Raw genomic sequence first — 25795 nt, 5'->3', positions numbered from 1 at the left:
ATAATCTTTCTAAATTAAAATGTAGCTGTTAAGTTATTACCTTTAATACCGACACAACCACCAACAAAATCATTTTATGGATCATATTGTAATTATAGGTAATGGCATTTCTGGGGTCACTTTAGCTAGACATATTCGTAAACTATCGGACAAAAGAATTACTATTATTTCTGCAGAAAGCGATTATTTCTTTTCGCGAACAGCCCTAATGTATGTTTACATGGGCCACATGAAATTTGAACATACCCAACCTTATGAGAACTGGTTCTGGAAAAAGAACAGAATTGATCTTATGAACGGTTTTGTTGAAAAAGTAGACACCGATTCTAAAAAATTACTTTTAAAAGGAGGTTCTACCGTTTCTTATGACAAATTGGTAATTGCAACAGGCTCAAAACCCAACAAGTTTGGCTGGCCCGGTCAAGATTTAAAAGGTGTACAAGGACTGTATTCCAAACAAGATCTAGAAATGCTAGAAAAAAATGCTCCTAACAACAAGGTGTGCAATAGAGCGGTAATTGTTGGTGGCGGACTTATAGGTATAGAAATGGCAGAAATGTTACGTTCTAGAGAAATACCGGTCACCTTTTTAGTTCGTGAAAAAAGTTTTTGGAACGGTGTGCTACCCGCAGGAGAATCCGCAATGATCAACGAACACATAATAGAGCACCATATAGATTTACAGTTAGACACTAATCTTGAAAAAATTATTGCCGATGATAACGGTCATGCCAAAGCTGTTGTTACAGATAAAGGTGAAACCATTGAATGTAACGTTGTTGGCCTAACTGCCGGTGTTGCCCCTAATATAGATTTTCTAAAAGATTCTGGCATAGAAATAGGCAGAGGTGTTAAAGTAAATAGATTTTTAGAAACCAACATAAAAGACGTGTACGCCATTGGTGATTGTGCAGAGCAACATGAAGGCATAGGTAGCAGAAGACCTATAGAGGCCGTATGGTATACTGGTAGAATGATGGGCGAAACCCTAGCACAGACTATTTGTGGAAACCCAAGAAAGTATAATCCCGGTCACTGGTTCAACTCTGCTAAATTTTTAGATGTGGAGTACCAAACTTACGGATGGGTGTTTAGTGAACGAGGCAAAAAAGAAACTGAACAGCATTTTCATTGGAGACACCCCGAAGAAAAAATATGTATTACCGTAGCGTTCGACAAAGACACTAATCAATTTTTAGGTATCAACACTTTTGGCATACGCATGAGACATGAGATCTTTGACCAATGGTTAACGGAGAACAAAGATATTGATCATGTAATGACTTACTTAAAAGATGCCAATTTTGATCCGGAATTCTACAAACTACATGAGGACGCAATTGTTGCCAAATACAATAGCGATTACAACAAGAACATTAATCCGAAGAAAAAAAGTTGGAAACGAATTTTCAGCATCGCCTAACTCAATTATTAAAATAAAAACACACCTACCATGGGTAATTTAAATAGAAGTATGTCACTTGCGGGAGAACCACCAAAAGCTTTGAACACTGGCCAAAAATTGGCAGTAATAACAGGTATGACCGGTATGGGCATTCTTATTTTACAATTGTTCAATTTAAATTTAGGCAATAGTGCACTATGGCTTTCAATAGCTATTCTTGCCATTTTTGCCGGAATTATTTGGTTTTCACAAGCTGCATATGCACATAAACATAAAGGGATAAAAAATGATGGGGTTTGGTTTAAATCAATGTCCAGCAGAGGTGTATTAGCCTGGATGGCAGGTATCGCCTTAACAGGATTCTACATTGTTCTTTACTTTTATCCGCAATATTTAGGACTAGTAAAAGATGGTGACAACACTGGTTTAATTGCATTATTTGACCCGTTGAGCAAAGCTTTAAGTGGCAACCCAGCCAGCCATTGGTTTGTTTATGGTACGCTATATACCGTAGCTATTTTGGCTTTTGGAGCTAAATTTATTTGGAAATACCGTCACAATAAATACGAACAGTTAAGAACGGTAAGTGTTATGTTCTTTCAAACGGCATTTGCATTCTTTATCCCAGAAATTATGGCAAGGTTAAACGGTGATTTACCCTATTATGACCTTAAGAATATGTGGCCCTTAAATTATTATAATTTTGAGCGTTACCGTATTAACGGTTTCATAGATTCTGGCAGTGTAGGTATGACTATGTTATTCTTTGGGATCATATCCATATTTGTTATATCTCCTTTCTTAACCTATAAATATGGTAAACGTTGGTACTGCTCTTGGGTTTGTGGTTGTGGTGGCCTGGCCGAAACTGCTGGAGATTCTTTTCGTCAATTAAGTGATAAATCTAAATTCGCCTGGAAAGTTGAGCGCTGGGTAGTACACAGTGTAGTAGTATTCGTAACCTTAATGACTACTGCGGTAATCTACTCTTATTTAGGTAACGACACCAGTAAATACTGGCTAACAAAAACCATGTTTATTTCTGGCGTTGCCATTATTTTAACCGCTGTATTTGCGTGGGTAATGATTTACAAAAGAGACGAACTTGAGAAAGATGCCAAATATGGCGCTATTGGATATTTTACCATAATAGCGGTATTAATAGGCATGCACTTTTTTAGTGGCTCTGGAAACATATTCATTTTTAAAGCAGAAACCCTACGTTCTACCTATAGCTTTTTGATCGGTAGTATTTTCTCCGGGGTAATAGGAACAGGTTTCTACCCCATTTTAGGAAACCGTGTATGGTGTAGATTTGGATGCCCAATGGCCGCAATATTAGGATTTCAGCAACGTATGTTCTCTAAATTTAGAATTACTACCAATGGTGGTCAATGTATCTCTTGCGGTAACTGTTCTACCTACTGTGAAATGGGTATAGATGTACGTGCTTACGCTCAAAAAGGCGCAAACATTGTACGATCTAGTTGTGTTGGCTGTGGTATCTGTTCCGCTGTTTGCCCTAGAGGTGTATTAAAATTAGAGAACGGACCAGAAAAAGGACGTATAGACTCTAAAGAAGTTTTGTTGGGCAATGATGTTGATTTAATGGATCTTGTAAACAAAAACTAGTGGTATTCAGTAGGGTCATTTAGAAAGTGCCCAAAGTTATCATCTAGGAAAAAGAACATGAAAGATTGGTTTTAGCTAATCTTTCATGACCTTTACAACGTAATAACCACCATAGAAATTAAAAATGAATCGCTTTCTTTTTATCATAATTCTCCTCTCTTTGCATTTGCAGGGGCAAAAAGAAATTAATTATCCTGAGGTAATTTATGGTAAGGAAAATATAAGCGCCAGCTGGGTTAGCCACCCAGATATTAAAGGAGGAGAGGACACTGCAGTGTTATTTAGAAACACTTTCAATATCACCGATTCTAAAGAAGATTTCATCATTAATATTTCTGCAGACAATCATTACTTTCTATATGTAAATGGGCATTTTATTACCCACGGTCCTCAATTAAGCGACATTCAGCACTATAAATTTGAAACCTTAAACTTAAAAGACTATCTAAACAAGGGCAAAAACGTTATCGCCGTTAAGGTCATCAATTTTGGAAAAAGGAGATTCTTAGGCATGCAGTCCATATTTACTAGTGTTATGGTAAATGGCGTTACCAACAATGCAACGATTATCAATACCACTGGAAACAATGATAATTGGCTAAGCACTATAGACCAATCGTATAAAGCCAATGAAGTGGTTTGGAGAGGTAATGGAGAAAAGGCGATCGTTGGCGGATTCTATGCAAACAACCCAACCGATATTGTTGATATGAACCACTACCCAACAAATTGGGAAACGTTGGATTATGATGATTCCAAGTGGAAAAAGGTTGATTTTTTTGAGAATGCAAGTAGCATGGGCGGTTCCATTGCCTATTTGTTAGAACCTCGTAATTTGCCTTTGCTTTCGTGGGATGAGGAACCTGTAGGTAGTATTGTAAGGTCAAGTAACCCTATTGACACCGCTTTCCCAAAAACAGGTGAACTTAGAGTTGCTCCAAACAAGAATATTACTTTTTTAATCGATCGACAATATGTTACCAACGGTTTTCCTGAACTGATTTTTAGCAAAGGAAAATCAGCCAAAATCACTATTAAATATGCCGAGAATCTTTTTGGTGAAAACAATGAAAAAGGTGATCGAAACAATATTGAAAACAAACAGCTTTTAGGGTATTACGATGAAGTTATTTCTAACGGTAATGTGGCTCAAAAATTTATTCCTAATTGGATGCGCACTTTTCGTTTTATAGCATTTGAAATAGCTACCAAAGACCAAGAACTTATTCTAGAAAAGTTTGTAAATCATAGATCACGAACAACCATACCATCCATCGCAAAGTTTAGATCTGACAATACCTTGTACAATGATATTTTTGATATCTGCAAACGCACTATAGATATCTGCACACAAGATTATTTTTTGAGCGATGCCTATTATGAGACCATGCAATATGTTGGCGATACCAAAATACAGGCTTTAATTTGGCAGGCATTGAGCGGTAATACGGCACATACCAAAAATGCCATTCGCCAATTTGATCATTCCAGGGATTCTGATGGCAATATATTGGGCGCCTATCCTCTGCGCTCCACATTTATTTACCCTACCTATTCTTTGGTGTGGGTAGATATGATTGCCGATTATTATAAAACCTCTGGTGACAAAGCATTTATACATACTTACAAAGACGGCATCACCAATACTTTAGCTGGTTTTGAAAAGAACATGAATGAGCTTAATTTGGTAAATAAAACACCCTATCGCTATTTCGTTGATTGGTATACAGGACCCAATAATGGCAGTGGTACGGCAACAAAAAATGATGGTCTTAATTCTGCCGTTGTAAGCCTACATTATGTTCATGCACTACAGAACGCCGCACTACTTTTTAAAGAAATAGGAGATGATCATACCTATAACAGCTATAAAAATAGAGCGCAAGAAATTATAGCATCGGTCAACAAACATTGTTACGATGCCAAAAGAAAGCTCTTTGCTGAAAGACCTGACAAGACCATTTATGACCAACATACCAATATCATGGCTATATTGACCAATGCCATACCATTGTCAGAGCAAAAGGATTTATTGTCGAAAATTTTAACCGAAAAAGATTTATTACAGGCTACCTATTACTATCGCTTTTATCTTTTTGAAGCGATAAAAAAAGTAGGCGCACCAGAGCTATTCGACCTTGCACAAAAACCTTGGGAGCAAATGATCAACGATCATATGACCACTACACTAGAACGTTTTGAAAGTACAGAAAAACCAACACGTTCAGAGGTTCATCCGTGGAGTGCATCACCAGCCTATTTTTATTTTAATTATTTGGCGGGCATCCGGTCCGTAAAAAATGATTTTGAACAAGTTGAGATCGTTCCTGCTTTTGGTGAGCTAAATGAAATTAAAGGTTTACTCCCCACATCAAAAGGGAATATTGAATTTGAACTAGAAAAAAATAAAGAAACGTTATCCGCTGTAATAACCATTCCAAGCAATATGATCGGAAACCTGGTTTGGGGCGGCAAAAATATTGCACTAAACAAGGGAAAAAACCACTATACCATACAAAGGGACAAATAGCAAGTAAAATTGCATACCGTATGAAACCAGTGAATTAAATGAAATAATATGAAGCTATTAAAACCCACATACGCCATATTGATCTGTTTAGGATTGTTAGCTTTTATAAAGCCCGAAGACAAGCATTATAAGCGTAACTTTTATGATGACGGCACCATAGAAAGTGAAGGATGGATGCGGTATAATACAAGAACAGATTACTGGACTTTTTACCACCCTAACGGAAACAAATCTCAACAAGGATTTTATTCTTACGGTAAAAAAGACAAATATTGGTTTTTCTTTGATGAACACAGAGTTAGAACTAAAGAAGGACGGTTTAAAGATAATAGTGAAATTGGTTGGTGGCTCTTTTACGACCCACAAGGGCGTATTAACCATAAATGTCAATTAACAAATGGAATAAAGGACGGGTATTGTTTAAAGTATAAAGATGCAAAACTCATATCTGCCGAAAAATATAGTAAAGGAGAAAAAATTAAAGAATGGACATCTTTTAGGGCCTTTACACATGAAAATAGTTTATCTGATTTAAAATAATGACAGACATAAAGGTAATTATACCAGCTTTTAACGAAGCAGATTCTATAGCACATGTCATCAACGAACTGCCCAAAACGGTATCTGAAATAATCGTTGTAAACAATAACTCTACAGATGACACAGTAAAAAATGCAAAAGCCGCGGGTGCAACGGTACTCACAGAAAACAAAAAAGGCTATGGCTATGCATGCCTGAACGGGTTAGATTATGTGGCAAAAAAATCTGAACAACCAGATATTATCGTATTTATTGATGGAGACTATTCTGATTATCCGGAAGAGCTGGATAAGGTAGTTGCCCCAATTTTGGAAAATGACATTGATTTTGTAGTAGGTGCCAGAGAAAAAAGTTTAAGAGAAGAGGGTTCTATGACCCCACAACAGGTTTTTGGCAACTGGTTGGCCACATTTTTAATGCGTTTGTTTTTTGGCGCAAAATTTACGGATTTAGGTCCATTTAGGGCAATTAAATACGAAAAGCTCAAAGAATTGAACATGGAAGACAAAACTTATGGGTGGACAGTTGAAATGCAACTAAAAGTTCTTAAGAAAAAAATGACATATACCGAAGTACCAGTACGTTACAAACGAAGAATTGGTATCTCAAAAGTATCAGGAACCGTAAAAGGTAGTATATTTGCTGGCATAAAAATTTTGGGGTGGATCTTCAAATACAGTATTAAATAATATGGAACTAGCTTTAGCATATTTCATCATCGTAATTTATAGTATTTCTTTACTATTAATTTTCTTTTACAGCTTGGCACAGCTAAATCTGTTGATCAATTATTTATCACAAAAGAGACAGCACCAAACGGCACCAAAATTTAATCTGTTAGACCCAAAAGAAATTCCGTTCGTAACCATACAACTTCCGGTCTTTAACGAAGAGTATGTAATGGACAGGCTTTTAGAGAACATCGCAAAAATTGAATACCCAAAAAGTAAATTGGAAATTCAGGTTTTAGATGATTCTACGGATGATACCGTAATAGCTACCGCTGCAAGCATAGCTAAATTACAGGAGACCGGTCTAGACATACAACATATTACAAGAACAGACCGATCTGGATTTAAGGCAGGTGCCTTAAAAGAAGGATTAAAAATAGCTAAAGGTGAATTCATCGCTATTTTTGATGCAGACTTTTTACCAGCTGCAGATTGGCTTAAAAAAACCGTTATCTATTTTAAAGATGAAGAAATAGGTGTAGTGCAGACCCGTTGGGGCCATCTAAACCGAGACTATTCCACTTTAACTAAAATACAGGCGTTTGCTCTTGATGCCCATTTCACATTAGAGCAGGTAGGGCGTAACAGTAAAGGTCACTTCATCAACTTTAACGGTACCGCAGGTATTTGGCGTAAAGAGTGTATTCTTGATGCCGGTAACTGGGAAGGAGATACCCTCACAGAAGATTTGGACCTAAGCTACCGCGCACAGTTAAAAAACTGGAAATTTAAGTATTTAGAAGATGTAGAAACCCCGGCAGAACTACCTGTAGTTATCAGTGCCGCTCGTTCACAACAATTTCGTTGGAACAAAGGTGGGGCAGAGAACTTTAGAAAAACGGTTTGGAGCGTTATTACCGCAAAGAACATTCCATTTAAAACCAAGTTCCATGGTGTTATGCACTTGTTGAACAGTTCCATGTTCTTATGTGTGTTTTTGGTAGCTATATTAAGCATACCATCGCTTTATATTAAAAATACCTATGGTCATTTGGATTGGGTATTCTCTTTGTTAAGCTTGTTCACGATAAGCACCATTATATTGTTTGTCTGTTATTGGTTTACCTACAAGAGTATACAAGGTAGCGGCTTTGATAATTTTGTAGATTATATACGAATTTTCTTTACTTTTTTCTCGGTTGCGCTTGGGTTCTCTTTACATAACACCATTGCCGTACTTGAAGGTCATATGGGTAAAAGAAGTGAATTTGTACGTACTCCAAAATTCAACATTAGCTCATTAAAGCAAAGTTGGAAGGGAAACAAATACCTAGCTAAAAAATTATCGCCCAATATGATATTGGAATTTGCATTAATGCTCTACTTCATGTTTGGCATGTACAGCGCCATACCATTAAATGATTTTGGACTGTTTCCATTCCATTTTATGTTATTTCTAGGGTTTGGGTTTGTATTCTTTAAATCTTTGACCTCAAGGGCTTAAAAGCACTATAATTGCAATATTTTAAAAAGATAACTCAACTGGGTTATCTTTTTTTTTCAAGACATCCTAATATAACCTGAACGCCAGAAAGACCATTTACACATTTATTTTTTATACAATAGAGGGTAAAAAAGATTTTCACTTTATATTGTGATTGCTATAGAGAATAGCATCAAAATTTAAAACATGGATCCTAAAGAAAATCTCAAAAATTTAGGACTTGAACTTCCTACAATATCAACACCAGGTGGCAATTATGTTTCTGTAAATATTAGAGATAACATAGCTTACATTGCCATTCAATTTCCTATTTTAAATGAAAAGTTCTTATACCAAGGTAGATTAGGGAATGAGATTTCAACCGAACAAGGGTATAAAGCTATGGAACTATGCGCCTTAAATGTATTGGCTCAAGTAGAAAGTAAAATTGGTTTTCATAAAATTATAGGTTTAAATCATTTTGATGCCTACTTTCAGTCAGCAGAAAACTGGGACGAATCGCCAAATGTTGTCAATGGAGCATCTAATTTGTTCGTAAAGGTTTTAAATGAAAAAGGCCAACACTCAAGAGCAATATTTGGAGTACATAAATTACCCAGAAATTTCTGCGTTGGACTAACAGCTACCTTTACCATTAAAACCGAATAAAGACCATGGAGCATAGCGTGATAAAAATACATTAACTCAACTTATAAGCTGTGGTTACAATGACACCGTGTTGATCAACAACCCTTAACAGCTCTTTTGACTTCACTGTTTTTAAGTTAAAAGGTGACTTTTGTAACTTTATACCGCTTTTCATTTTAAGCCTTGTACCTTGACCCGAAATAATGTCTATGTTGGCAACAAACTTTTTGTTTGGCAAGTGCTCCGTAACAATAACATAGGTGTACTGCATTAACTTACGAGTAATCTGAAGAACTTCGGCATTAGATAAATGTTGTAGTACTTGTCTTAAGATAGCACAATCTGCAACAGGAAGGTCATCTACTGCAATATCCAAACATTGAAACTCTACGTTCTTTGATTTAAACTTTTTCTTGTTGTACGTAATTAATTCCGGTACTATATCAACGGCAACATAATTCTTGGTATAACTTACCAGTTCTTTACCTATATTAAAATCTCCACATCCTAAATCACACACGGAAATAGGGTTTTCAAATGAAGTTAAAAAAGTAGTTAATGTCTCTATATAAGGTTTTACAATTTCCGGCTTATGAGAACCTTCACCCGAATAAAAATCTTCAGTACCACTACCCCACAGATTCATTTCATACACTTGTTGCATAGCCTTTTTGGTTGGCCAAGGAATCTTATTTGGTTTAATACCCTTTTTATCAGTATTCATAAGCAACAGTGCAAAATTTCGACTTCAAAATAAGGTATAAAAATTTAAAAATCACCACCTAACCTGAGAACATAAAATTAGTTTGCGTACAAATTCCCCTATTCATGGCTTTCAGCAGGTAGTTACCCCAAACTATCAGTGGTGATTATTTAATACTTATAATCGTTTATTTAAAGAAGGCTATTTTAATACCCATTGAAATAAATGCCAAGCCTCCTATTTTATTTAACAGTTTACTTGAACTAGGGTTTTCTTTGATCTGGTTAGAAAAAACACTTGCGAACAAGGTTAAAATAATATACCAAACCACCCCTATAAACGCATAAGTTACACCTAACATTACATACGGCATTGGGTTATGTATTTGGTTGGCGGATATAAACTGCGGAAAAAAAGCAACAAAGAATAATGCAACTTTAGGATTTAATGAATTAGTCAAAAATCCTGACCAAAAATCACTTTTCACCTTTTGACCATTAGTTGACAATTGCTCTAAACCATCAAAATCGGTTCTTTTTCTATAAGTTGCCACCCCTAAATAAATAAGGTATGCAGCACCTAAATATTTAACTGCGGCAAAGGCAAAAGCTGATTTGGCCAATAATACGGAGACTCCCATTGCCGCACACAAAGTATGCGTTAATATACCCACATTTACTCCTAATGCCGCTTGTATTCCAGATTTTCTTCCTCGTCCCAAAGACTTGTTCAGCACAAAAAAAGTGTCTAAACCAGGTGTCATTATAAACAATAATGCCGATACCATAAAGGTTACAAAGTTTTCTATACCCATAGCTCTATAATTTTAAAAATCCACAAGGCAAAGAAATGACTCTAAAGGTTTATGAAAAATACATATTTGTAGCTTTTTAATGCATAAATTGCATTAATTATGACTACACAGCAAATAAAATATTTTTTAAGCCTTGCCACGGAACTTCATTTTTGGAAAGCTGCAGAAAAATTGTTCATATCTCAATCTACCTTAAGTAGACAAATTCAATCATTGGAAGAAGAAATTGGTTATCAACTATTTAAACGAAATAAACGCAATGTAAAACTCACCGATGCGGGTATTTTCCTAAAGGACAAATGGGCTACTACCATCAATGACCTTGATCATTTTCAAAAACAGGCAAAGAAGATAGACCAAGGCACTTCTGGCCATATTTCCCTTTCTTACCCAGGTTCAATTGCCTTTAGTTATCTACCGCTTTTCTTAAGTAAAATCAACGCTAGCATACCAGATTTAAAACTAGAATTAACTGAGCCTATAGATGAAAACCATGAAAAATTGCTACTTAATTATGATACCGATATTGCTTTTAATAGAGATGCTATAAATAACACTCATATAATGTCGTATAAATTACATACTGAACCTATCTGCCTTGTGGTTTCTGAGAAACATTGGTTGACCAATACAACCTTAAAGGATTTAAAGGTGTTGCAAGATGAAAAATTCATTATTTCTGGCTTGCATAGAAACACTTACTTTCCTTCACTATTAAGAAGTCTTTTTCAAAAAAACGGTTTTGAGCCAAAAACTGTTATTGAATCTGATTTTGGAGGTATGATCATTAATCTTGTAGCACAAGGCCTAGGCATATCTATACTACCGTTATCCTATAAATTCTCAAATGCAATTGGAGTTAGGTTTATAGAGCTAGATGAAACTATTAGCTTATTTATGAACTGGAGAAAAAATGATCCTAATAGAATAACAGAAAGAGTAGTTAAACTTGCCAAAGAAATGACAAACCCTACTTAAATCAATATTTTAAAGTTTGTAGAATAAATGGATCCAAATAGATCTTGATAGCCTAAAATTAAAAGTGCTCATCAATATAGTTACCAAAGCAATAATAGCAAATACCCGCAACGGAGACAGATCTACAAAATACCAAAACAACACAAGGCTTATTATCATTTGTGCCACAGCCAAGGCATAACTAACGAACATAGCTCCAAAAAAGAAGCCCGTTTCTTTTTCAAATTTAAAATTGCATTCAGAACACCTTTCATTCATTGTCGGCATTTTAAACAAAAAAACATTTCCTTGCCCACTAAAGACCTTACCCTCATTACAATTAGGACATTTGCATTTTACAACATTCAACACTTTACTCATGACCCCCATTTTTATACTGCAAAATTAAGACATAAAATAAATGTTTCGATCGTATCATAAGCGCATATATTTGTATTTTTAAGACATTTTATATGAAAATTCCCGTTTTACATATTAGTCAGTTTTTAAAAAACAAGCCGTTACACAGTCTTTATGTAAACTCTTTTGCAGACCATATTCAAATCAATAAGAATCTTATAAATAAACCTCATACCCATAATTTTTACTTGTGCGTTATTTTTACCAAAGGCACCGGCACACATGAAATAGATTTTGACACCTACCCAATAGAACCCGGAAAGGTCTTCTTCTTAAAACCTGGGCAAACTCATTTTTGGAAATTTGAATCGCAACCAGAAGGTTATATTTTCTTTCACTCTCAAGAATTCTATGAACTTAAATTTTTGGATCATTCCCTAAATTCTTTTCCTTTTTACTATTCCAACCAAAACCCGCCTTTGCTTCAATTATCTAAAGAGAAACTGAAACACCTAACCACTGTTTTTCAAGAACTTTTTACAGAGTACAGAGAAGAAAATTTACTAAGAGAAGCTAAAATCATTAGTCTTATACATTATATATACATAGAACTAACGCGTGCATATACTGCCGACACTATTATAGAAAAATTAGGATCTAACAGCTATGCGAATATACTTGAGCGACTGGAAAAATTAATTAACGCACACTTTTACACCGAAAAATTACCTAAATTCTATGCTGAAAAACTAAGTATTACAACCAAACACTTAAACAGAGTGGTTCAAAAGACCATCAGTAAAACTACAACTACCTTGATCTCTGAGCGTATCATGTTAGAAGCTAAACGTTTGATCGTTCATTCTAATGACAACCTAGCCAATGTTGCAGACACCTTGGGGTATTCTGACTATGCCTATTTTTCAAAATTCTTTAAATCAAATACAGGGATGACCCCAATGGAATTCAGAAAAATATATTTTCATTAAACCACTACAAGATATCATGATGAATTTAGAAACAAACAAAAGGAACGCCATCGCTTTTTACAGAACGGCATATTTAGGAAACCCAAAACTGGCCATAGAAATGTATGTTGGCAAAGAATACCTTCAGCATAATCCCGCAGTTGCCAATGGTACGCAAGGTTTTATAGATTATTTTGAACGCATGCAAAAAGAATACCCTGAAAAATCTATTGAATTTGTACGTTGCATTGCAGAAGGAGATTTGGTTGCAATACACACGCACCAAGTATGGCCAGGAAATGACCAATATGTTACAATGGATTTTTTCAGGTTTGATACAAATGGAAAAATATGCGAACATTGGGATGCTATACAGCAAATACCAGAGAAATCTGAAAATCCAAATACTATGTATGAACCCATCAACTTAAAGTATTATGAATAAAATTAATATTCAAGGCATTAATTGGGATGCAAAATCATCTTTTCAAAGAGGTCCTGCAAAAGCACCTGCCCTAATCAGAAAAGCACTGTACAGTGATTCTATGAACTTATGTACGGAGCTTGGAACAACAATAGAAAATGACCTAATAACGGATAATGGTGATTTCAATATTGAAGACTATTTTGATATCGCCACTATTACCCAAAAGAATATTGAAAACGGTGAAAAGTTACTGACCTTGGGTGGCGACCACTCCATAACTTTCCCGATTATTAAGGCGTTTCATAACCATTATCCAAAACTTGACATTCTACATATTGATGCCCATGCGGATCTATACCATGACTATGAAGGCGATCCTTACTCTCACGCTTGTCCTTTTGCCAGAATTATGGAAAACGGCTATGCCGTAAAACTTGTTCAAGTAGGCATTCGTACCTTAAATCCACATCAAGCTTCACAAGCAAAAAAGTTCGATGTTGACATTCATGAAATGCGTAACCTAGATTTGAACGCCATACCCAATTTTAAAAATCCCTTGTACATTTCTTTAGATATGGATGGTTTTGACCCTGCCTTTGCACCAGGGGTTTCCCATCATGAACCGGGCGGACTCTCTTCTCGTCAAGTTATATATTTAATTCAGGGTATAGACGCCCAAATTGTGGGTGCAGATATTGTGGAATACAATCCTGATCGAGATTTTAATGATATGACCGCATATTTGGCAGCTAAAATGATGAAAGAGCTTTTAGGAAAATTGATGGTCCATTAAATTAAAAATAAATAAAAAACCATTAAATTGACCTGTTACTAAATTGAAAACCCCTAATGCCAACTAGCTTTAAAAACTTTTTGAAACTCCATAAAGTTTCCCTCACCTTAGCGGTATTAAGTTTTGTATTCTACTATACGTTTGCCTATCATTTACCTAGAACAGATTTCATAAAACTGATTACCCTATTTGTTGCCCTATTCTTTTTCTGTTTTAAGCTGATACAATTTGAAAAACACAACTTTAGGTTTTTACTGGGTATAGGCGTCATATTTAGACTGGTATTTTTATTTGCAGAACCTAATCTTTCACAAGATTTTTATAGATTCGTTTGGGACGGACATTTAGTAGCCAATGGCTATAACCCCTATCTACACACTCCAGATGAGTTAATGCAAAACATGGTATCAATAATACCGAATGCCAAAGAGCTGTACGACGGTATGGGTAGTTTAAGCGCAAGGCACTACAGTAATTACCCCCCTTTAAATCAACTTATTTTTGCCTTGGCCACTATTCTTGGCGGCAAGAGTCTTTTTGGATCTTTATTCGCTATGCGTTCAATTATAATTCTGGCTGATATAGGTATTTTCTATTTTGGCAGAAGGTTATTAAAAAACCTTAATCGATCTCCGCATCTAATATTCTGGTATTTCATTAATCCGCTTGTAATAGTTGAACTCACCGGAAATCTTCATTTTGAAGGGGTCATGTTGTTTTTCTTTATTCTATCGATGTTTTTATTGTCCATAGATAAATGGAAAACCGCCGCAATGGTTATTGCCTGCTCCATCTCCATAAAATTAGTACCTCTTTTATTCCTTCCTATTTTTCTAAAATATTTGGGTTGGAAAAAAAGTATTGTTTTCTATAGCATTATCGGCATTACGTCCATAGCTCTTTTTCTGCCTTTTAACACGCCAGAATTTATAGACAACTATAGTAGAACCATTAAACTTTGGTTCTCTAATTTTGAATTTAACTCGAGCCTCTATAACCTTGCCAAAAAAACAGCCGTTCATTTTGACGCAAAACCTTGGGAGTTCATTAAAGAATACGGTAAAATTACCCCACTAATAACTGTTATTACTGTAGGGTTATTTACATTTTTCCCCAAGAAATACGACTTAAACAGGGTACTTTGGTCAATGATGTGGGTTTTGACCATTTATTATTTCATATCTACCACAATACACCCTTGGTATATTATATTTTTAGTGCTACTATCTATTTTCACTTCATATAGATATGCCATTATTTGGTCTGCCGCCGTAGTACTTAGTTATTATGCATATTCCCAAGCAGATTTCAAAGAAAGCCTTTGGCTTTTAGGCATTGAATATATTTCAGTATTTGCCTATTTGACTTATGAAATTGTTGCACATCGTAACAAAAAGTAAACTTTTTGTAAAAATTATGTCATGCGGGATGTCAAATAAATATAATTTGTACATTTACCCCGTAATGAACGAAATAAACTACTTTTTATATAGCACCGTGAGCCCAGTGGCTCTAGCGCGCCCGTTCACATCTCGCCGTCGTCGCCCGTAAGGGTAAGATATATTTATGGAATTAGGTGAGTCCATTTCCGCACAACAAATCAAATTTATTTTTTACACTTTTAAATCTAACTGGCAATGAACTTAATTGTTGCTAACGAATCACATTTTAAATACGCTCAGGATATCTGCGATACCATAGCTGAATCTGCCAAAGTACGCGGTACCGGCATAGCAAAACGTACCCCAGAGTATATTCAAAGAAAACTTTCTAACGGTAATGCCATACTTGCATTGGACGGAGATAAATTTGCGGGTTTCTGCTATATAGAAGTATGGGGACACGAGAAATTTGTAGCAAATTCCGGACTCATAGTACACCCAGATTATAGAGGGCAAGGTCTAGCTAAAAGCATTAAAGCCAAAATCTTTGAATTAAGCAGGGAGAAATTTCCCGATGCCAAAATATTTGGAATCACCACAGGTTTAGCAGTGATGAAAATCAACTACGAACTAGGCTATAAACCTGTTACATTTTCCGAACTTACAGATGACCCTGAGTTTTGGAAAGGTTGCCAAACTTGTAAAAATTTTGACATCCTTACGAGAACTGAACAAAAAATGTGTCTCTGTACCGGTATGTTATATGACCCTACCACAAAGAAAAAAACTGAGAACACTAAAGAAATGAACGGTAAGGCATTTACAAGATTAAAAAGTATAAAAGAGAGTTTGTTTCTGAGAAGAAAAGAAGAGAAAAGTAAATAATAGAGTATAGAGTATAGAGTATAGAGTATAGAGTATAGAGTATAGAGTATAGAGTATAGAGTATAGAAAATTAAAAAATATGAGCTGAATGCTAAAGGTTTCAACCTTCTTTCTAACATCTCTTCTCTAATTTCTATTTTCTTTTTCTAACCTCTCTTTTCTAACCCTATCAAACCAAAATAATAATTACCCGGTATCACTGGAATTGAACATATTACAATGAAAAAATTAGTACTAGCATACAGCGGCGGATTGGATACTTCTTATTGCGCCAAGCATTTATCAAAAGACAAAGGATTTGAAGTTCATGCAGTAAGCGTGAACACAGGAGGTTTCTCTGTTGCGGAAATAAAGGAAATTGAGAAGAAAGCTATTGAACTGGGCGCTTCATCTTATACCTCTATAGATGCCGTACAGACCTTTTATGATAAAGTAGTAAAGTATCTTATTTTTGGTAATGTACTTAAAAACAATACCTACCCACTTTCCGTAAGTGCAGAAAGAATTGTACAGGCAATAGAAATTGTAAACTACGCTAAAAAAATAGGCGCTGGTTATATTGCCCACGGTAGCACAGGCGCGGGTAACGACCAAGTACGTTTTGATATGATTTTCCAGATCATTGCCCCAGAAATTGAAATCATCACGCCTATTAGAGATAACAAATTAGCTAGGGAAGAAGAGATCGCATACTTAAAAGAAAACGGTGTAGATTATCCTTGGGAAAAAGCAAAATACTCTATTAATAGAGGACTTTGGGGTACTTCTGTTGGTGGCGAAGAGACATTAACTTCAGAAAAGCCCTTACCAGATAGCGCCTACCCAAGCCAATTACAGGAAAAGAACCCTACAGAGGTAAAACTTACTTTTGAAAATGGCGAATTGGTTGCTATTGATGGTGCAAAAGACAACCCAGTTGCAAATATTGAAAAACTAGAGGATTTGGCATCTAAATATGCCATTGGAAGGGATATTCACGTTGGCGATACTATTATAGGTACCAAAGGCAGAGTTGGGTTTGAGGCTCCTGCTTCTTTAATTATCATAAAAGCACACCACTTATTAGAGAAACATACACTTACAAAGTGGCAACAATATCAAAAGGAACAACAAGGCAATTTCTATGGTATGTTATTGCATGAAGGCAATTACTTAGATGCCGTAATGCGTAACATAGAAACCTTCTTGACAGATACTCAAAAAACGGTTTCCGGAGATGTATTTGTAGGCTTATATCCATTTCAGTTCAGGTTACACGGTATTTCATCTAAACATGATTTAATGACCGATGCTTTTGGTAAATATGGCGAGGTCAATAAAGGATGGACAGCAGATGACGCTAAAGGATTTATTAAGATTCTTTCAAATTCCGGAAAAATCTACAACCATGTAAATGGGGATAAATAGTTAGGAGTTAGGAAAAATAGTATTAAGTAATGAGTACTAAGTATTAAGTAAAGAATTAAAAGTGTTGTTTAAGTACTTAATACTTCGCACTAATTACACAAAAGAAAATTATGATTAAAGCAGGTATTATTGGTGGTTCTGGTTATACGGGAGGTGAGCTAATTCGCATCTTATTACATCACCCAGCTACTGAAATCGATTTTGTATTCAGTACTACTAGAGCTGGAAAAAAGGTGACAACGGCTCATCCAGATCTATTGGGGGTTACTGATATAGCGTTTACGGATAATGTAAATCTAGATGTAAACGTTGTTTTTCTATGTTTAGGCCATGGTAATTCTACCGCATTTTTAAACGAGCATCATTTTTCAAAAGATACCGTTATTATAGATTTAAGCAATGATTTTAGATTGCACACCGATGCCAATTTCAATGGTAAGGAGTTTGTTTATGGTTTACCGGAATTATTCAAAACTGAAATTGAAAATGCAAAATATATAGCTAATCCAGGTTGTTTTGCAACTGCTATCCAATTAGCATTGCTACCCTTGGCAAAAGCGGGGTTGTTGGACAATGAAGTACATATAAATGCTGTAACCGGTAGTACCGGTGCGGGTGTTAGTCCGTCTGCAACTTCTCACTTTTCATGGAGAAATAATAACGTTAGCTGGTACAAACCTTTTACGCATCAGCATTTAGGGGAAATCAACGAGAGCTTACATTCATTTCAAAAAGATACTGGCAATCTGTATTTTATGCCCAATAGAGGGAATTTTACCCGTGGTATTTTGGCAACTTCCTATACCAAATTTGAGGGTAGTTTAGAGGATGCTAAAAAAATCTTTCAGGAATTTTATAATGATGCGGTGTTCACCCAAATATCAGATGAGCCCATCAATTTAAAACAAGTGGTAAATACAAATCAATGTCACATCCACTTACATAAACATGAAGATGTGCTGTTGATCACCTCTGCCATAGACAACTTATTAAAAGGTGCATCTGGGCAAGCGGTGCAGAACATGAACTTAATTTTCGGTTTGGAAGAAAACCTAGGACTTAATTTAAAAGCCGGGGTCTTCTAAATGATTTGTTGGACTATTGAAATAACATAAGATTGAAATAAAATTAATGGGGACTAATTTTAAGTAGTGATATGAAATTTACGGTTTACTTCATACTTTTTACTTAGCACCTTTTACTTAATACTACACCAAACATGAAAACAGCCATTATAGGTACAGGTAATTTAGGACTTTCTATTGCTAAAGGCATATTGAACAGTAATGGTGCTACCAGTATGTACCTTACCAAAAGAGATACCACAGCTATAGCAGAATTTGAGAAATATGATAAGGTTACCGTTACAAATGACAATAGAATAGCCGTTGAAAATTCAGATATTTTAATTTTTGCCGTACAGCCTATTCATTTTGCCGCCATTTTAGAAAGTATAAAAGATCTATTGACGGATAAACATGTAATCATCTCAACTATTACCGGATTTAGTATTGAAAAAATAGAAGCGGTAATTGGTAAAGACAACTTTATCATAAGAAGTATGCCCAATACGGCTATTTCCGTGGGTAAATCCATGACCTGTATCTGTAGCAACGAAAAAGGTAAAAAAAGGGTTGAATTGGCAAAAGCCATTTTTAATAGAATGGGACATTCTATGGAAATCCCCGAAGGTCAAATGCAGGCTGCAACCGTAATCTGTGCAAGTGGTGTAGCTTTTTGGATGCGCTTAATACGTGCCACCACCCAAGGCGCCATACAGCTTGGTTTTGATGCCAAAGAGGCTCAAGAACTTGCTATGCATACTTGTAACGGTGCCGCAAGCCTTTTAATAGAATCCGGTAATCATCCTGAAGAAGAAATTGACCGTGTTACCACGCCTATGGGTTGTACCATAACCGGTTTAAATGAAATGGAACACCAGGGTTTAAGCTCATCATTGATACGCGGAATTATTTCCTCGTACGACAAGATCACCGAATTCAAAAACAAGTAAACACGCTACCCAACCCGTTCATTATTTTGAACTTGAAACTTTTCAACTATGAAATTATTTGACGTTTACCCTTTATATAATGTAACCCCGGTTTCCGCAAAAGGCATTGTAGTAACTGATGACCAAGGACAGGATTATTTGGATTTCTACGGCGGGCATGCCGTTATTTCCATTGGCCATACGCACCCACATTATGTAAAGCGTTTAAAAGACCAATTGGATAATATTGGGTTTTATAGCAATGCGGTACAAAACCCTTTACAGGTAGAATTGGCCAACAATTTGGGTGAAGCATCCAATTGTGAAGATTACAATCTATTCATGTGCAACTCTGGCGCAGAGGCAAATGAAAACGCATTGAAAATGGCTTCTTTTGTAACCGGAAAATCAAAGGTAATTGCTTTTAACAACGGTTTTCATGGACGTACTTCTGCTGCGGTAGCAACAACGGACAATCCATCTATCAATGCTGAAATTAACCTGCAACATGAAGTTGTTTTTCTTGACCTAAACGACAGTAAGGGTTTTGAAAGGGAAATATCAAAGAATGTTTGTGCCGTTATCATTGAATCTATTCAAGGCGTTGGTGGTTTAGATGAACCTACGACCGAATTCTTACAGAACGTTGCTTTGTTATGTAAAGAGAATGATGCATTATTAATAGCAGATGAAGTACAATGCGGATTTGGCAGAAGCGGAAAATTCTTTGCATTTCAACATCATAATATTCAACCGGACATCATTAGTATTGCTAAGGGAATGGGCAACGGTTTTCCTGTAGGTGGTATTCTTATTCACGAAAGTATAAAGGCAAAATACGGAATGTTGGGCACCACTTTTGGTGGCAATCATTTGGCTTGCGCAGCCACCATGGCGGTTTTAGAAGTAATTGAAAAAGAAAATCTAATTCAAAATGCTAAAGCATTAGGCGAATATTTCAACGAAAAGGCAAAAGAAATTCCGCAAGTAAAACGGGTAAAAGGAAAAGGCTTAATGTTAGGGCTTGAATTTGATTTTCAGGTTGCCGATCTGCGTAAAAAATTAATTCACGAACATTTTCTATTTACAGGTGGCGCAAAAGATAAAACAGTGCTAAGAATTTTACCTGCACTGAATATTACAAAACAAGATTTAGACGTGTTTTTTACAGCTCTTAAAAAAGCCCTATCATGAAGACAACCCTAAGCATATCTAAAAGGAATGCCGTACTTAAGCGTATGGCCGAATTGGTGCAGCAAGAAGAATCAATTCTAATATCTGCCAATGAAAAAGATTTAAATTCTTTTGAATCAGGCGATATTGCAATGGTTGATCGCTTAAAGGTAAACAAGACCAAGGTAGCAGAAATGATTTCTTCCTTAAAAAAATTAGCTGCCTTGCCAGACCCTTTGCATGTAGAACGTTTTCAATTTACCCATGAAAATGGTTTAGAGATCAGTAATAAAACTGCACCTTTCGGTACAATCATGATTATTTATGAATCTAGGCCAGATGTTACCATTGAAGCTGCGGGCATCGCATTTAAATCAGGCAACAAAATATTGCTAAAGGGGGGCAAAGAGTCTTTGAACTCCAATTTGGTTTTAGTAAACCTATGGCACAAAGCTTTGGAGTCTTGCGATTGTGCTACGGACTGGGTAACCTACCTAAATTATTCCAGAACAGAAACTCAGCAGTTTTTAGAAAAACCAACACAAAAACTAGACTTAATTGTGCCTAGAGGTGGCGAAAAGCTGATCGCTTTTGTTAAGCAACATGCACAGTGCCCGGTAATAGTAAGCGGTAGAGGAAATAACTTTGTATATGTTTCGCACGAGGCAGATTTGCAAATGGCACTGGATGTTATCGTCAATGCAAAGACCACAAAAATTTCCGCTTGCAATGCCGTTGACAAAGTCATCATTTCAAGAGATTTACCACGCAAGGCAGAATTTTTAAGTCATTTGATCAAGACCCTTAAAAAACACAATGTTGAAATTTTGACCGATGCCAAATTAGCCGGATTAGATGGCACCTCTCAAATGGAAAATGAATCTGTTTGGTTTGAAGAGTTTTTGGATTATAAAATTGTACTAGGGCAAGTGCCAGATGTAGATGAAGCCGTACAGCTCATCAATACCTATGGAGGCGGCCACTCCGCTTCTATCATTACTAAAAATGAAGAGGAAGCAGATGTTTTCATGCAATCTGTGGATACCGCTGCGGTATACCATAATGCATCTACCCGCTTTACGGATGGCGGACAATTTGGTCTTGGAGGAGAACTAGCCATTAGTACAGATAAATTACATCAACGCGGCCCTATAGGATTACAGCATTTAGTAACCAATAAGTGGTACGTAAAAGGAAATGGACAGGTAAGGTAGTTAGGAGTTAGGAAAATAAGATTTCCACCTAACATAAACGATATTAAAATGTTGAAAAAGAGAATTTTATTGAAATTAGGTTCCAATACCTTAACCAAAGACACTGATCATATTTCCCGAGGAAAAATTGAGGATATTGGTCGGCAAATTGCCGCTCTAAAAGATAAGTTCGAATTTATTATTGTGAGTTCCGGTGCCATTGCCGCTGCAAGGCAGTTTGTTAAGTTGGAACATAATGGAGAAGAAATTAATGTAAAGCAGGCATTGGCATCTATTGGTCAGCCTCACCTAATGCGCATTTTTCAAGAAAACTTTAGGGAGCTTGGGCTCTTTACATCACAATGTTTGCTATCCTATTCCGATTTTGAAAATGAGCAAACTAGAGCGAATATTAAAAACACCATTAATGTTCTTGTTGCCAACAACTTCATTCCTATCATTAATGAAAATGATACCGTTGCTACTGATGAGATCAAATTTGGTGATAACGATAAATTGGCCGGTTTAACTGCATCGCTTTTATCTGCTGACATTCTTATCATTGCTACAAATACAGATGGTATTTATACAAAATCCTCTTTAACGACTTCCACACCAAAAACAATAGAAGCCGTTTCAGACCTGACCAAATTGCTCAAAGAAATAGGGGAATCCAAATCTACCCACGGTACCGGTGGTATGCAGTCAAAAATTGATGCAGCCACCATTGCACAAAAAGCAGGTATTGAAACCTGGATCACCAATGGCCTGAACGATAACTTTATTATTGATGCCATTGAAAATAAAAGCACATTTACAAAAATAACATCATCATGAATTACCTTTCAATAAACGATATAGACGTTTTATCCAACTGGGTAAAAGAAGCCATAACACTAAAAAAGCAACCTAAAAAATTTAAGGAATTAGGTAAAGACAAAACTATTGGGTTGTTATTCTTTAACAACTCGCTTCGTACACGTTTAAGTACCCAAAAAGCAGCAATAAATTTGGGTATGGAAGTTATTGTAATGAATTTTGGTAGCGAAGGTTGGGCTTTGGAATATGCCGATGGTACCATTATGGACCAAGGAACTTCTGAACATATTAAAGAGGCCGCCCAAGTAATTTCGCAGTATTGCGATATCATTGCCATCCGTGCCTTTGCCGGTTTAGTAGATAAGGAACTAGATGAAGCCGAAGAGGTACTCAACGGTTTTAAAACATATGCTACGGTACCTATCGTAAATATGGAAAGCTCTGTGGGGCACCCATTACAAGCATTAACCGATGCCATTACTTTAGAGGAACACAATTTTAAAAATAACCCTAAGGTTGTTCTTTCTTGGGCGCCACACCCAAGGGCTCTACCACATGCCGTTGCCAATTCATTTGTACAAATGATGCAAAAGCAACATGCCGATTTTGTGATTACGCATCCTGAAGGTTATGAACTGGACCCTAACATCACAAAAGATTGTACTATTGAGCACGACCAAGAGAAGGCTTTAGAAAATGCCGATTTTGTTTATGTAAAGAACTGGAGTAGCTATACCGATTATGGTCAAATAAAATCGCAGGACCCAAACTGGCAAATGACACTTAAAAAATTAGGCAAGGCAAAATTTATGCACTGTCTTCCTGTTCGTAGAAATGTTGTTGTTGCCGATGAAGTTTTGGATAGTGACCAGTCTTTGGTTATAGAACAGGCAAATAACAGAACCTACGCAGCACAATTGGTGTTAAAGAAAATACTGGAGAGCAATGAAAATTAATAAGTGGATCTATATTGGTATTGCGCTATTCGCCCTCATCCTTTTTGTAATGAATATGGTAGATATTGACCATAGCACCGCTCATTGGAAAGCCTATATGGGTCCGGTCAGTAATATTATTCTAATAATCGCCATGGTACTCATGTTCAAATTTGCAGATTATGAAAAATAAATTAAGTGTTGTAAAAATTGGTGGTAATGTAATAGAAGACGAAAACGCCCTAGACGTTTTTCTCACTGCCTTTTCTAAACTTGAAGGCTTAAAAATTTTAGTCCATGGCGGTGGAAAATTAGCCACTCAATTAGCAACCAAACTTGGCATTGAGTCTAAAATGATAGATGGCAGGCGTATTACCGATGGCGAAACCGTTGATATTATAACCATGGTGTATGGCGGCTTGGCAAACAAGAAAATAGTTGCACAACTACAAGCTAAAAACACCAACGCAATTGGATTAAGCGGTGCTGACGGTGATAGCATACAGGCTCATAAACGTCCTGTTAAAGAAATTGATTACGGATTTGTAGGCGATATTGATGGTGTAAACGCTGCATTATTATCCAAGCTTTTAGCGGCGGATTTAACACCCATTTTCTGTGCCTTATCGCACGATGGTGCCGGACAGTTATTGAATACCAATGCAGATACGATTGCCTCTGAAATTGCAATAGGCATGGCACCTACCTTTGAAACTACGTTGTATTATTGTTTTGAGAAAAAGGGGGTTTTAATGGATATTGCCGATGAAAACAGCGTAGTTAAAGACATTAATACCAATACCTATAAATCACTTTTATCCGATGGTATCATTGCTGACGGAATGTTGCCAAAACTTCATAATTGCTTTCATGCCCTAAACCACAACGTAGTAAAAGTATGCCTGGGCGATGTTACCATGTTAGATAAAAACACAGAACTGTTCACGACAATAAAACTTTAAGATGAACCAAACAGAACTTACAGAAAGTGCAATTGCATTACTGAAGCAACTCATATCAATAGAATCTTTTTCTAAAGAAGAAGATAAAACAGCCGATGCAATACAGGCTTGGCTGGCAAAATATGACATACCTACGGAAAGAGACCTCAACAATATTATTGCTAAAAATAAATATTGGGACGACTCAAAACCTACATTATTACTGAATTCGCACCACGATACGGTAAAACCAAATACGGCATACACCAAAGATCCTTTTTTGCCCCACATTGAAGATGGCAAGTTGTTTGGCCTTGGTAGTAATGATGCTGGCGGACCGTTGGTTTCCCTTTTGGCTACTTTTGTAAACTATTATAATGCAGAAGACCTTAATCACAATATTTTAATGGTCGCCTCTGCAGAAGAGGAGAATGCCGGTGAAAATAGCTTGCGCGGTTTATTGCCAAAACTTCCACATATAGATGTAGCCATTGTTGGTGAACCTACTTTGATGCAACTTGCTATTGCTGAAAAAGGATTGGTGGTTTTTGATGCTGTTGTTAAAGGTACTCCATCGCACGCCGCACATCCAAACAATGATAATTCCATATACAACACCATTAAAGTTCTAGAATGGTTCAAGAATTATTCTTTCGAAAAATCTTCTGAAGCCTTGGGCGATGTAAAAATGACGGTTACCCAAATAAATGCTGGCAAACAACATAATGTGGTACCGGCACAGGTAGATTTAGTAGTGGATGTACGTGTAAACGATGCATATAGCAATAAAGAAATTGCAGATTTATTAAAGAAGGATGCGCCATGCGAATTAAAGGAGCGATCTTTACGTTTAAATTCATCGAAAATAGATAAAGACCATCCGTTGGTGCAATCTGGTATTGCCTTGGGCAGAACAACTTATGGCTCACCTACATTATCTGATCAAGCAGCGTTAAGTTGCCAATCGTTAAAATTAGGACCTGGGGACAGCACACGCTCCCACTCTGCCAACGAATTTATTTATGTACATGAAATTGAAGAAGGTATAGATTTATATATTAAATTATTAAAAGGCTTCCTTTCAATCAACAATTAAAAATAACCAATTACCAATAAACATTGTTCATTGCTTAATT

Annotated in this window: 26 protein-coding genes; 23 read left to right on the top strand and 3 right to left on the bottom strand. The window is 36.2% G+C overall.

Annotated features, from left to right (window positions below; all coding sequences use genetic code 11):
- Positions 1-76: 76 nt before the first annotated feature.
- From CSC80_RS08810 to CSC80_RS08780, 7 genes are all read left to right on the top strand, one after another.
- Positions 77-1423: an FAD/NAD(P)-binding oxidoreductase gene (locus CSC80_RS08810; RefSeq protein ID WP_099191110.1), complete on the top strand. Its 1347-nt coding sequence runs from the start codon at positions 77-79 to the stop codon at positions 1421-1423.
- A 30-nt stretch (positions 1424-1453) separates the two neighbouring features.
- Positions 1454-3037 (top strand): 4Fe-4S dicluster domain-containing protein, encoded by a 1584-nt coding sequence (locus tag CSC80_RS08805; RefSeq protein ID WP_099191108.1) that lies wholly within the window; start codon positions 1454-1456, stop codon positions 3035-3037.
- 124 nt (positions 3038-3161) lie between these two features.
- A complete protein-coding gene (locus CSC80_RS08800) occupies positions 3162-5567 on the top strand; it encodes a family 78 glycoside hydrolase catalytic domain (RefSeq protein ID WP_099191106.1) in 2406 nt (801 codons plus the stop codon).
- A gap of 48 nt (positions 5568-5615) precedes the next feature.
- The gene (locus CSC80_RS08795) at positions 5616-6107 is read left to right on the top strand and encodes a hypothetical protein (RefSeq protein WP_074670092.1); all 492 of its coding nucleotides are present in this window, start codon (positions 5616-5618) and stop codon (positions 6105-6107) included.
- Positions 6107-6796 (top strand): glycosyltransferase family 2 protein, encoded by a 690-nt coding sequence (locus CSC80_RS08790; RefSeq protein WP_099191104.1) that lies wholly within the window; start codon positions 6107-6109, stop codon positions 6794-6796. The genes CSC80_RS08795 and CSC80_RS08790 overlap by 1 nt, the downstream gene beginning before the upstream one ends.
- Before the next feature lies 1 nt (position 6797).
- Positions 6798-8282 (top strand): cellulose synthase family protein, encoded by a 1485-nt coding sequence (locus tag CSC80_RS08785; protein ID WP_099191102.1) that lies wholly within the window; start codon positions 6798-6800, stop codon positions 8280-8282.
- A gap of 186 nt (positions 8283-8468) precedes the next feature.
- The gene (locus CSC80_RS08780) at positions 8469-8930 is read left to right on the top strand and encodes a RidA family protein (RefSeq protein ID WP_099191100.1); all 462 of its coding nucleotides are present in this window, start codon (positions 8469-8471) and stop codon (positions 8928-8930) included.
- 31 nt (positions 8931-8961) lie between these two features.
- Here CSC80_RS08780 and CSC80_RS08775 read toward each other — a convergent pair whose 3' ends face one another.
- Both CSC80_RS08775 and CSC80_RS08770 read right to left on the bottom strand, forming a co-directional pair.
- Positions 8962-9633 carry a class I SAM-dependent methyltransferase gene (locus CSC80_RS08775; protein WP_071340419.1) on the bottom strand — a complete coding sequence of 224 codons (672 nt, stop codon included), beginning with the start codon at positions 9631-9633 and terminating at the stop codon, positions 8962-8964.
- Between the two features lie 166 nt (positions 9634-9799).
- Positions 9800-10426 carry a LysE family translocator gene (locus CSC80_RS08770; protein WP_099191098.1) on the bottom strand — a complete coding sequence of 209 codons (627 nt, stop codon included), beginning with the start codon at positions 10424-10426 and terminating at the stop codon, positions 9800-9802.
- Positions 10427-10525: 99 nt separating this feature from the next.
- Between CSC80_RS08770 and CSC80_RS08765 the strand changes: the two genes are divergently transcribed.
- Complete coding sequence (locus CSC80_RS08765) at positions 10526-11404, top strand: LysR substrate-binding domain-containing protein (protein ID WP_099191096.1); 879 nt, start codon at positions 10526-10528, stop codon at positions 11402-11404.
- Positions 11405-11413: 9 nt separating this feature from the next.
- Here the strand turns inward: CSC80_RS08765 and CSC80_RS08760 are convergent, their stop codons facing one another.
- Positions 11414-11662, bottom strand: a complete 249-nt coding sequence (locus tag CSC80_RS08760) for a DUF983 domain-containing protein (RefSeq protein ID WP_232231326.1) — start codon at positions 11660-11662, stop codon at positions 11414-11416.
- 194 nt (positions 11663-11856) lie between these two features.
- On the opposite strand from CSC80_RS08760, the gene CSC80_RS08755 reads away from it, so the two are divergent.
- The 15 genes from CSC80_RS08755 (at position 11857) to CSC80_RS08685 (ending at position 25755) form a co-directional block, all read left to right on the top strand.
- Positions 11857-12732 (top strand): helix-turn-helix transcriptional regulator, encoded by an 876-nt coding sequence (locus tag CSC80_RS08755; RefSeq protein WP_099191094.1) that lies wholly within the window; start codon positions 11857-11859, stop codon positions 12730-12732.
- Between the two features lie 19 nt (positions 12733-12751).
- A complete protein-coding gene (locus CSC80_RS08750) occupies positions 12752-13156 on the top strand; it encodes a nuclear transport factor 2 family protein (protein WP_099191467.1) in 405 nt (134 codons plus the stop codon).
- Complete coding sequence (speB, locus tag CSC80_RS08745) at positions 13149-13931, top strand: agmatinase (protein ID WP_099191092.1); 783 nt, start codon at positions 13149-13151, stop codon at positions 13929-13931. The genes CSC80_RS08750 and speB overlap by 8 nt, the downstream gene beginning before the upstream one ends.
- A gap of 80 nt (positions 13932-14011) precedes the next feature.
- Positions 14012-15331 (top strand): mannosyltransferase, encoded by a 1320-nt coding sequence (locus CSC80_RS08740; RefSeq protein WP_236973347.1) that lies wholly within the window; start codon positions 14012-14014, stop codon positions 15329-15331.
- A 237-nt stretch (positions 15332-15568) separates the two neighbouring features.
- Positions 15569-16198, top strand: coding sequence for a GNAT family N-acetyltransferase (locus tag CSC80_RS08735; protein ID WP_099191088.1), 630 nt, complete (start codon positions 15569-15571; stop codon positions 16196-16198).
- 219 nt (positions 16199-16417) lie between these two features.
- Entirely contained in the window at positions 16418-17605 is a 1188-nt protein-coding gene (locus tag CSC80_RS08730; RefSeq protein WP_099191086.1) for an argininosuccinate synthase domain-containing protein, read from the top strand.
- A 110-nt stretch (positions 17606-17715) separates the two neighbouring features.
- Positions 17716-18690 (top strand): N-acetyl-gamma-glutamyl-phosphate reductase, encoded by a 975-nt coding sequence (gene argC / locus CSC80_RS08725; RefSeq protein WP_099191084.1) that lies wholly within the window; start codon positions 17716-17718, stop codon positions 18688-18690.
- A 134-nt stretch (positions 18691-18824) separates the two neighbouring features.
- Positions 18825-19619, top strand: a complete 795-nt coding sequence (gene proC / locus CSC80_RS08720; RefSeq protein ID WP_071340427.1) for a pyrroline-5-carboxylate reductase — start codon at positions 18825-18827, stop codon at positions 19617-19619.
- 48 nt (positions 19620-19667) lie between these two features.
- Positions 19668-20792: an aminotransferase class III-fold pyridoxal phosphate-dependent enzyme gene (locus tag CSC80_RS08715; protein ID WP_099191082.1), complete on the top strand. Its 1125-nt coding sequence runs from the start codon at positions 19668-19670 to the stop codon at positions 20790-20792.
- Complete coding sequence (locus CSC80_RS08710; protein WP_099191080.1) at positions 20789-21985, top strand: glutamate-5-semialdehyde dehydrogenase; 1197 nt, start codon at positions 20789-20791, stop codon at positions 21983-21985. Before CSC80_RS08715 ends, CSC80_RS08710 begins: the two co-directional genes overlap by 4 nt.
- Before the next feature lie 48 nt (positions 21986-22033).
- Positions 22034-22801 carry a glutamate 5-kinase gene (gene proB / locus CSC80_RS08705; protein ID WP_091608706.1) on the top strand — a complete coding sequence of 256 codons (768 nt, stop codon included), beginning with the start codon at positions 22034-22036 and terminating at the stop codon, positions 22799-22801.
- On the top strand, positions 22798-23739 hold the full coding sequence (locus CSC80_RS08700) for an acetylornithine carbamoyltransferase (RefSeq protein WP_180268591.1): 942 nt from the start codon (positions 22798-22800) through the stop codon (positions 23737-23739). The genes proB and CSC80_RS08700 overlap by 4 nt, the downstream gene beginning before the upstream one ends.
- The gene (locus CSC80_RS08695; RefSeq protein ID WP_058105011.1) at positions 23729-23911 is read left to right on the top strand and encodes a hypothetical protein; all 183 of its coding nucleotides are present in this window, start codon (positions 23729-23731) and stop codon (positions 23909-23911) included. Before CSC80_RS08700 ends, CSC80_RS08695 begins: the two co-directional genes overlap by 11 nt.
- Positions 23901-24680 (top strand): acetylglutamate kinase, encoded by a 780-nt coding sequence (argB, locus tag CSC80_RS08690; RefSeq protein ID WP_099191076.1) that lies wholly within the window; start codon positions 23901-23903, stop codon positions 24678-24680. The genes CSC80_RS08695 and argB overlap by 11 nt, the downstream gene beginning before the upstream one ends.
- A 1-nt stretch (position 24681) precedes the next feature.
- Positions 24682-25755, top strand: coding sequence for a M20 family metallo-hydrolase (locus CSC80_RS08685; protein WP_099191074.1), 1074 nt, complete (start codon positions 24682-24684; stop codon positions 25753-25755).
- Positions 25756-25795 lie beyond the last annotated feature (40 nt).

This window comes from Maribacter sp. 6B07, assembly GCF_002700155.1.
GTDB lineage: Bacteria > Bacteroidota > Bacteroidia > Flavobacteriales > Flavobacteriaceae > Maribacter > Maribacter dokdonensis.
The sequence above is the reverse complement of the archived record's forward strand: the minus strand, read 5'-3'. Positions and strand labels throughout refer to the sequence as shown.

Excerpts from the sequence above, each read along its gene's own strand:
- CSC80_RS08755 (WP_099191094.1), top strand. The coding sequence starts at position 11,857 with ATGAAAATTCCCGTTTTACATATTAGTCAGTTTTTAAAAAACAAGCCG.
- CSC80_RS08785 (WP_099191102.1), top strand. The coding sequence starts at position 6,798 with ATGGAACTAGCTTTAGCATATTTCATCATCGTAATTTATAGTATTTCT.
- CSC80_RS08685 (WP_099191074.1), top strand. The coding sequence starts at position 24,682 with ATGAACCAAACAGAACTTACAGAAAGTGCAATTGCATTACTGAAGCAA.
- CSC80_RS08700 (WP_180268591.1), top strand. The coding sequence starts at position 22,798 with ATGAATTACCTTTCAATAAACGATATAGACGTTTTATCCAACTGGGTA.
- CSC80_RS08790 (WP_099191104.1), top strand. The coding sequence starts at position 6,107 with ATGACAGACATAAAGGTAATTATACCAGCTTTTAACGAAGCAGATTCT.
- CSC80_RS08735 (WP_099191088.1), top strand. The coding sequence starts at position 15,569 with ATGAACTTAATTGTTGCTAACGAATCACATTTTAAATACGCTCAGGAT.
- CSC80_RS08805 (WP_099191108.1), top strand. The coding sequence starts at position 1,454 with ATGGGTAATTTAAATAGAAGTATGTCACTTGCGGGAGAACCACCAAAA.
- CSC80_RS08750 (WP_099191467.1), top strand. The coding sequence starts at position 12,752 with ATGAATTTAGAAACAAACAAAAGGAACGCCATCGCTTTTTACAGAACG.
- proC (WP_071340427.1), top strand. The coding sequence starts at position 18,825 with ATGAAAACAGCCATTATAGGTACAGGTAATTTAGGACTTTCTATTGCT.
- CSC80_RS08770 (WP_099191098.1), bottom strand. The coding sequence starts at position 10,426 with ATGGGTATAGAAAACTTTGTAACCTTTATGGTATCGGCATTATTGTTT.
- CSC80_RS08760 (WP_232231326.1), bottom strand. The coding sequence starts at position 11,662 with ATGAATGAAAGGTGTTCTGAATGCAATTTTAAATTTGAAAAAGAAACG.
- CSC80_RS08795 (WP_074670092.1), top strand. The coding sequence starts at position 5,616 with ATGAAGCTATTAAAACCCACATACGCCATATTGATCTGTTTAGGATTG.
- CSC80_RS08765 (WP_099191096.1), top strand. The coding sequence starts at position 10,526 with ATGACTACACAGCAAATAAAATATTTTTTAAGCCTTGCCACGGAACTT.
- speB (WP_099191092.1), top strand. The coding sequence starts at position 13,149 with ATGAATAAAATTAATATTCAAGGCATTAATTGGGATGCAAAATCATCT.
- CSC80_RS08730 (WP_099191086.1), top strand. The coding sequence starts at position 16,418 with ATGAAAAAATTAGTACTAGCATACAGCGGCGGATTGGATACTTCTTAT.
- CSC80_RS08800 (WP_099191106.1), top strand. The coding sequence starts at position 3,162 with ATGAATCGCTTTCTTTTTATCATAATTCTCCTCTCTTTGCATTTGCAG.
- CSC80_RS08695 (WP_058105011.1), top strand. The coding sequence starts at position 23,729 with ATGAAAATTAATAAGTGGATCTATATTGGTATTGCGCTATTCGCCCTC.
- argC (WP_099191084.1), top strand. The coding sequence starts at position 17,716 with ATGATTAAAGCAGGTATTATTGGTGGTTCTGGTTATACGGGAGGTGAG.
- CSC80_RS08715 (WP_099191082.1), top strand. The coding sequence starts at position 19,668 with ATGAAATTATTTGACGTTTACCCTTTATATAATGTAACCCCGGTTTCC.
- CSC80_RS08710 (WP_099191080.1), top strand. The coding sequence starts at position 20,789 with ATGAAGACAACCCTAAGCATATCTAAAAGGAATGCCGTACTTAAGCGT.
- CSC80_RS08775 (WP_071340419.1), bottom strand. The coding sequence starts at position 9,633 with ATGAATACTGATAAAAAGGGTATTAAACCAAATAAGATTCCTTGGCCA.
- argB (WP_099191076.1), top strand. The coding sequence starts at position 23,901 with ATGAAAAATAAATTAAGTGTTGTAAAAATTGGTGGTAATGTAATAGAA.
- CSC80_RS08780 (WP_099191100.1), top strand. The coding sequence starts at position 8,469 with ATGGATCCTAAAGAAAATCTCAAAAATTTAGGACTTGAACTTCCTACA.
- proB (WP_091608706.1), top strand. The coding sequence starts at position 22,034 with ATGTTGAAAAAGAGAATTTTATTGAAATTAGGTTCCAATACCTTAACC.
- CSC80_RS08810 (WP_099191110.1), top strand. The coding sequence starts at position 77 with ATGGATCATATTGTAATTATAGGTAATGGCATTTCTGGGGTCACTTTA.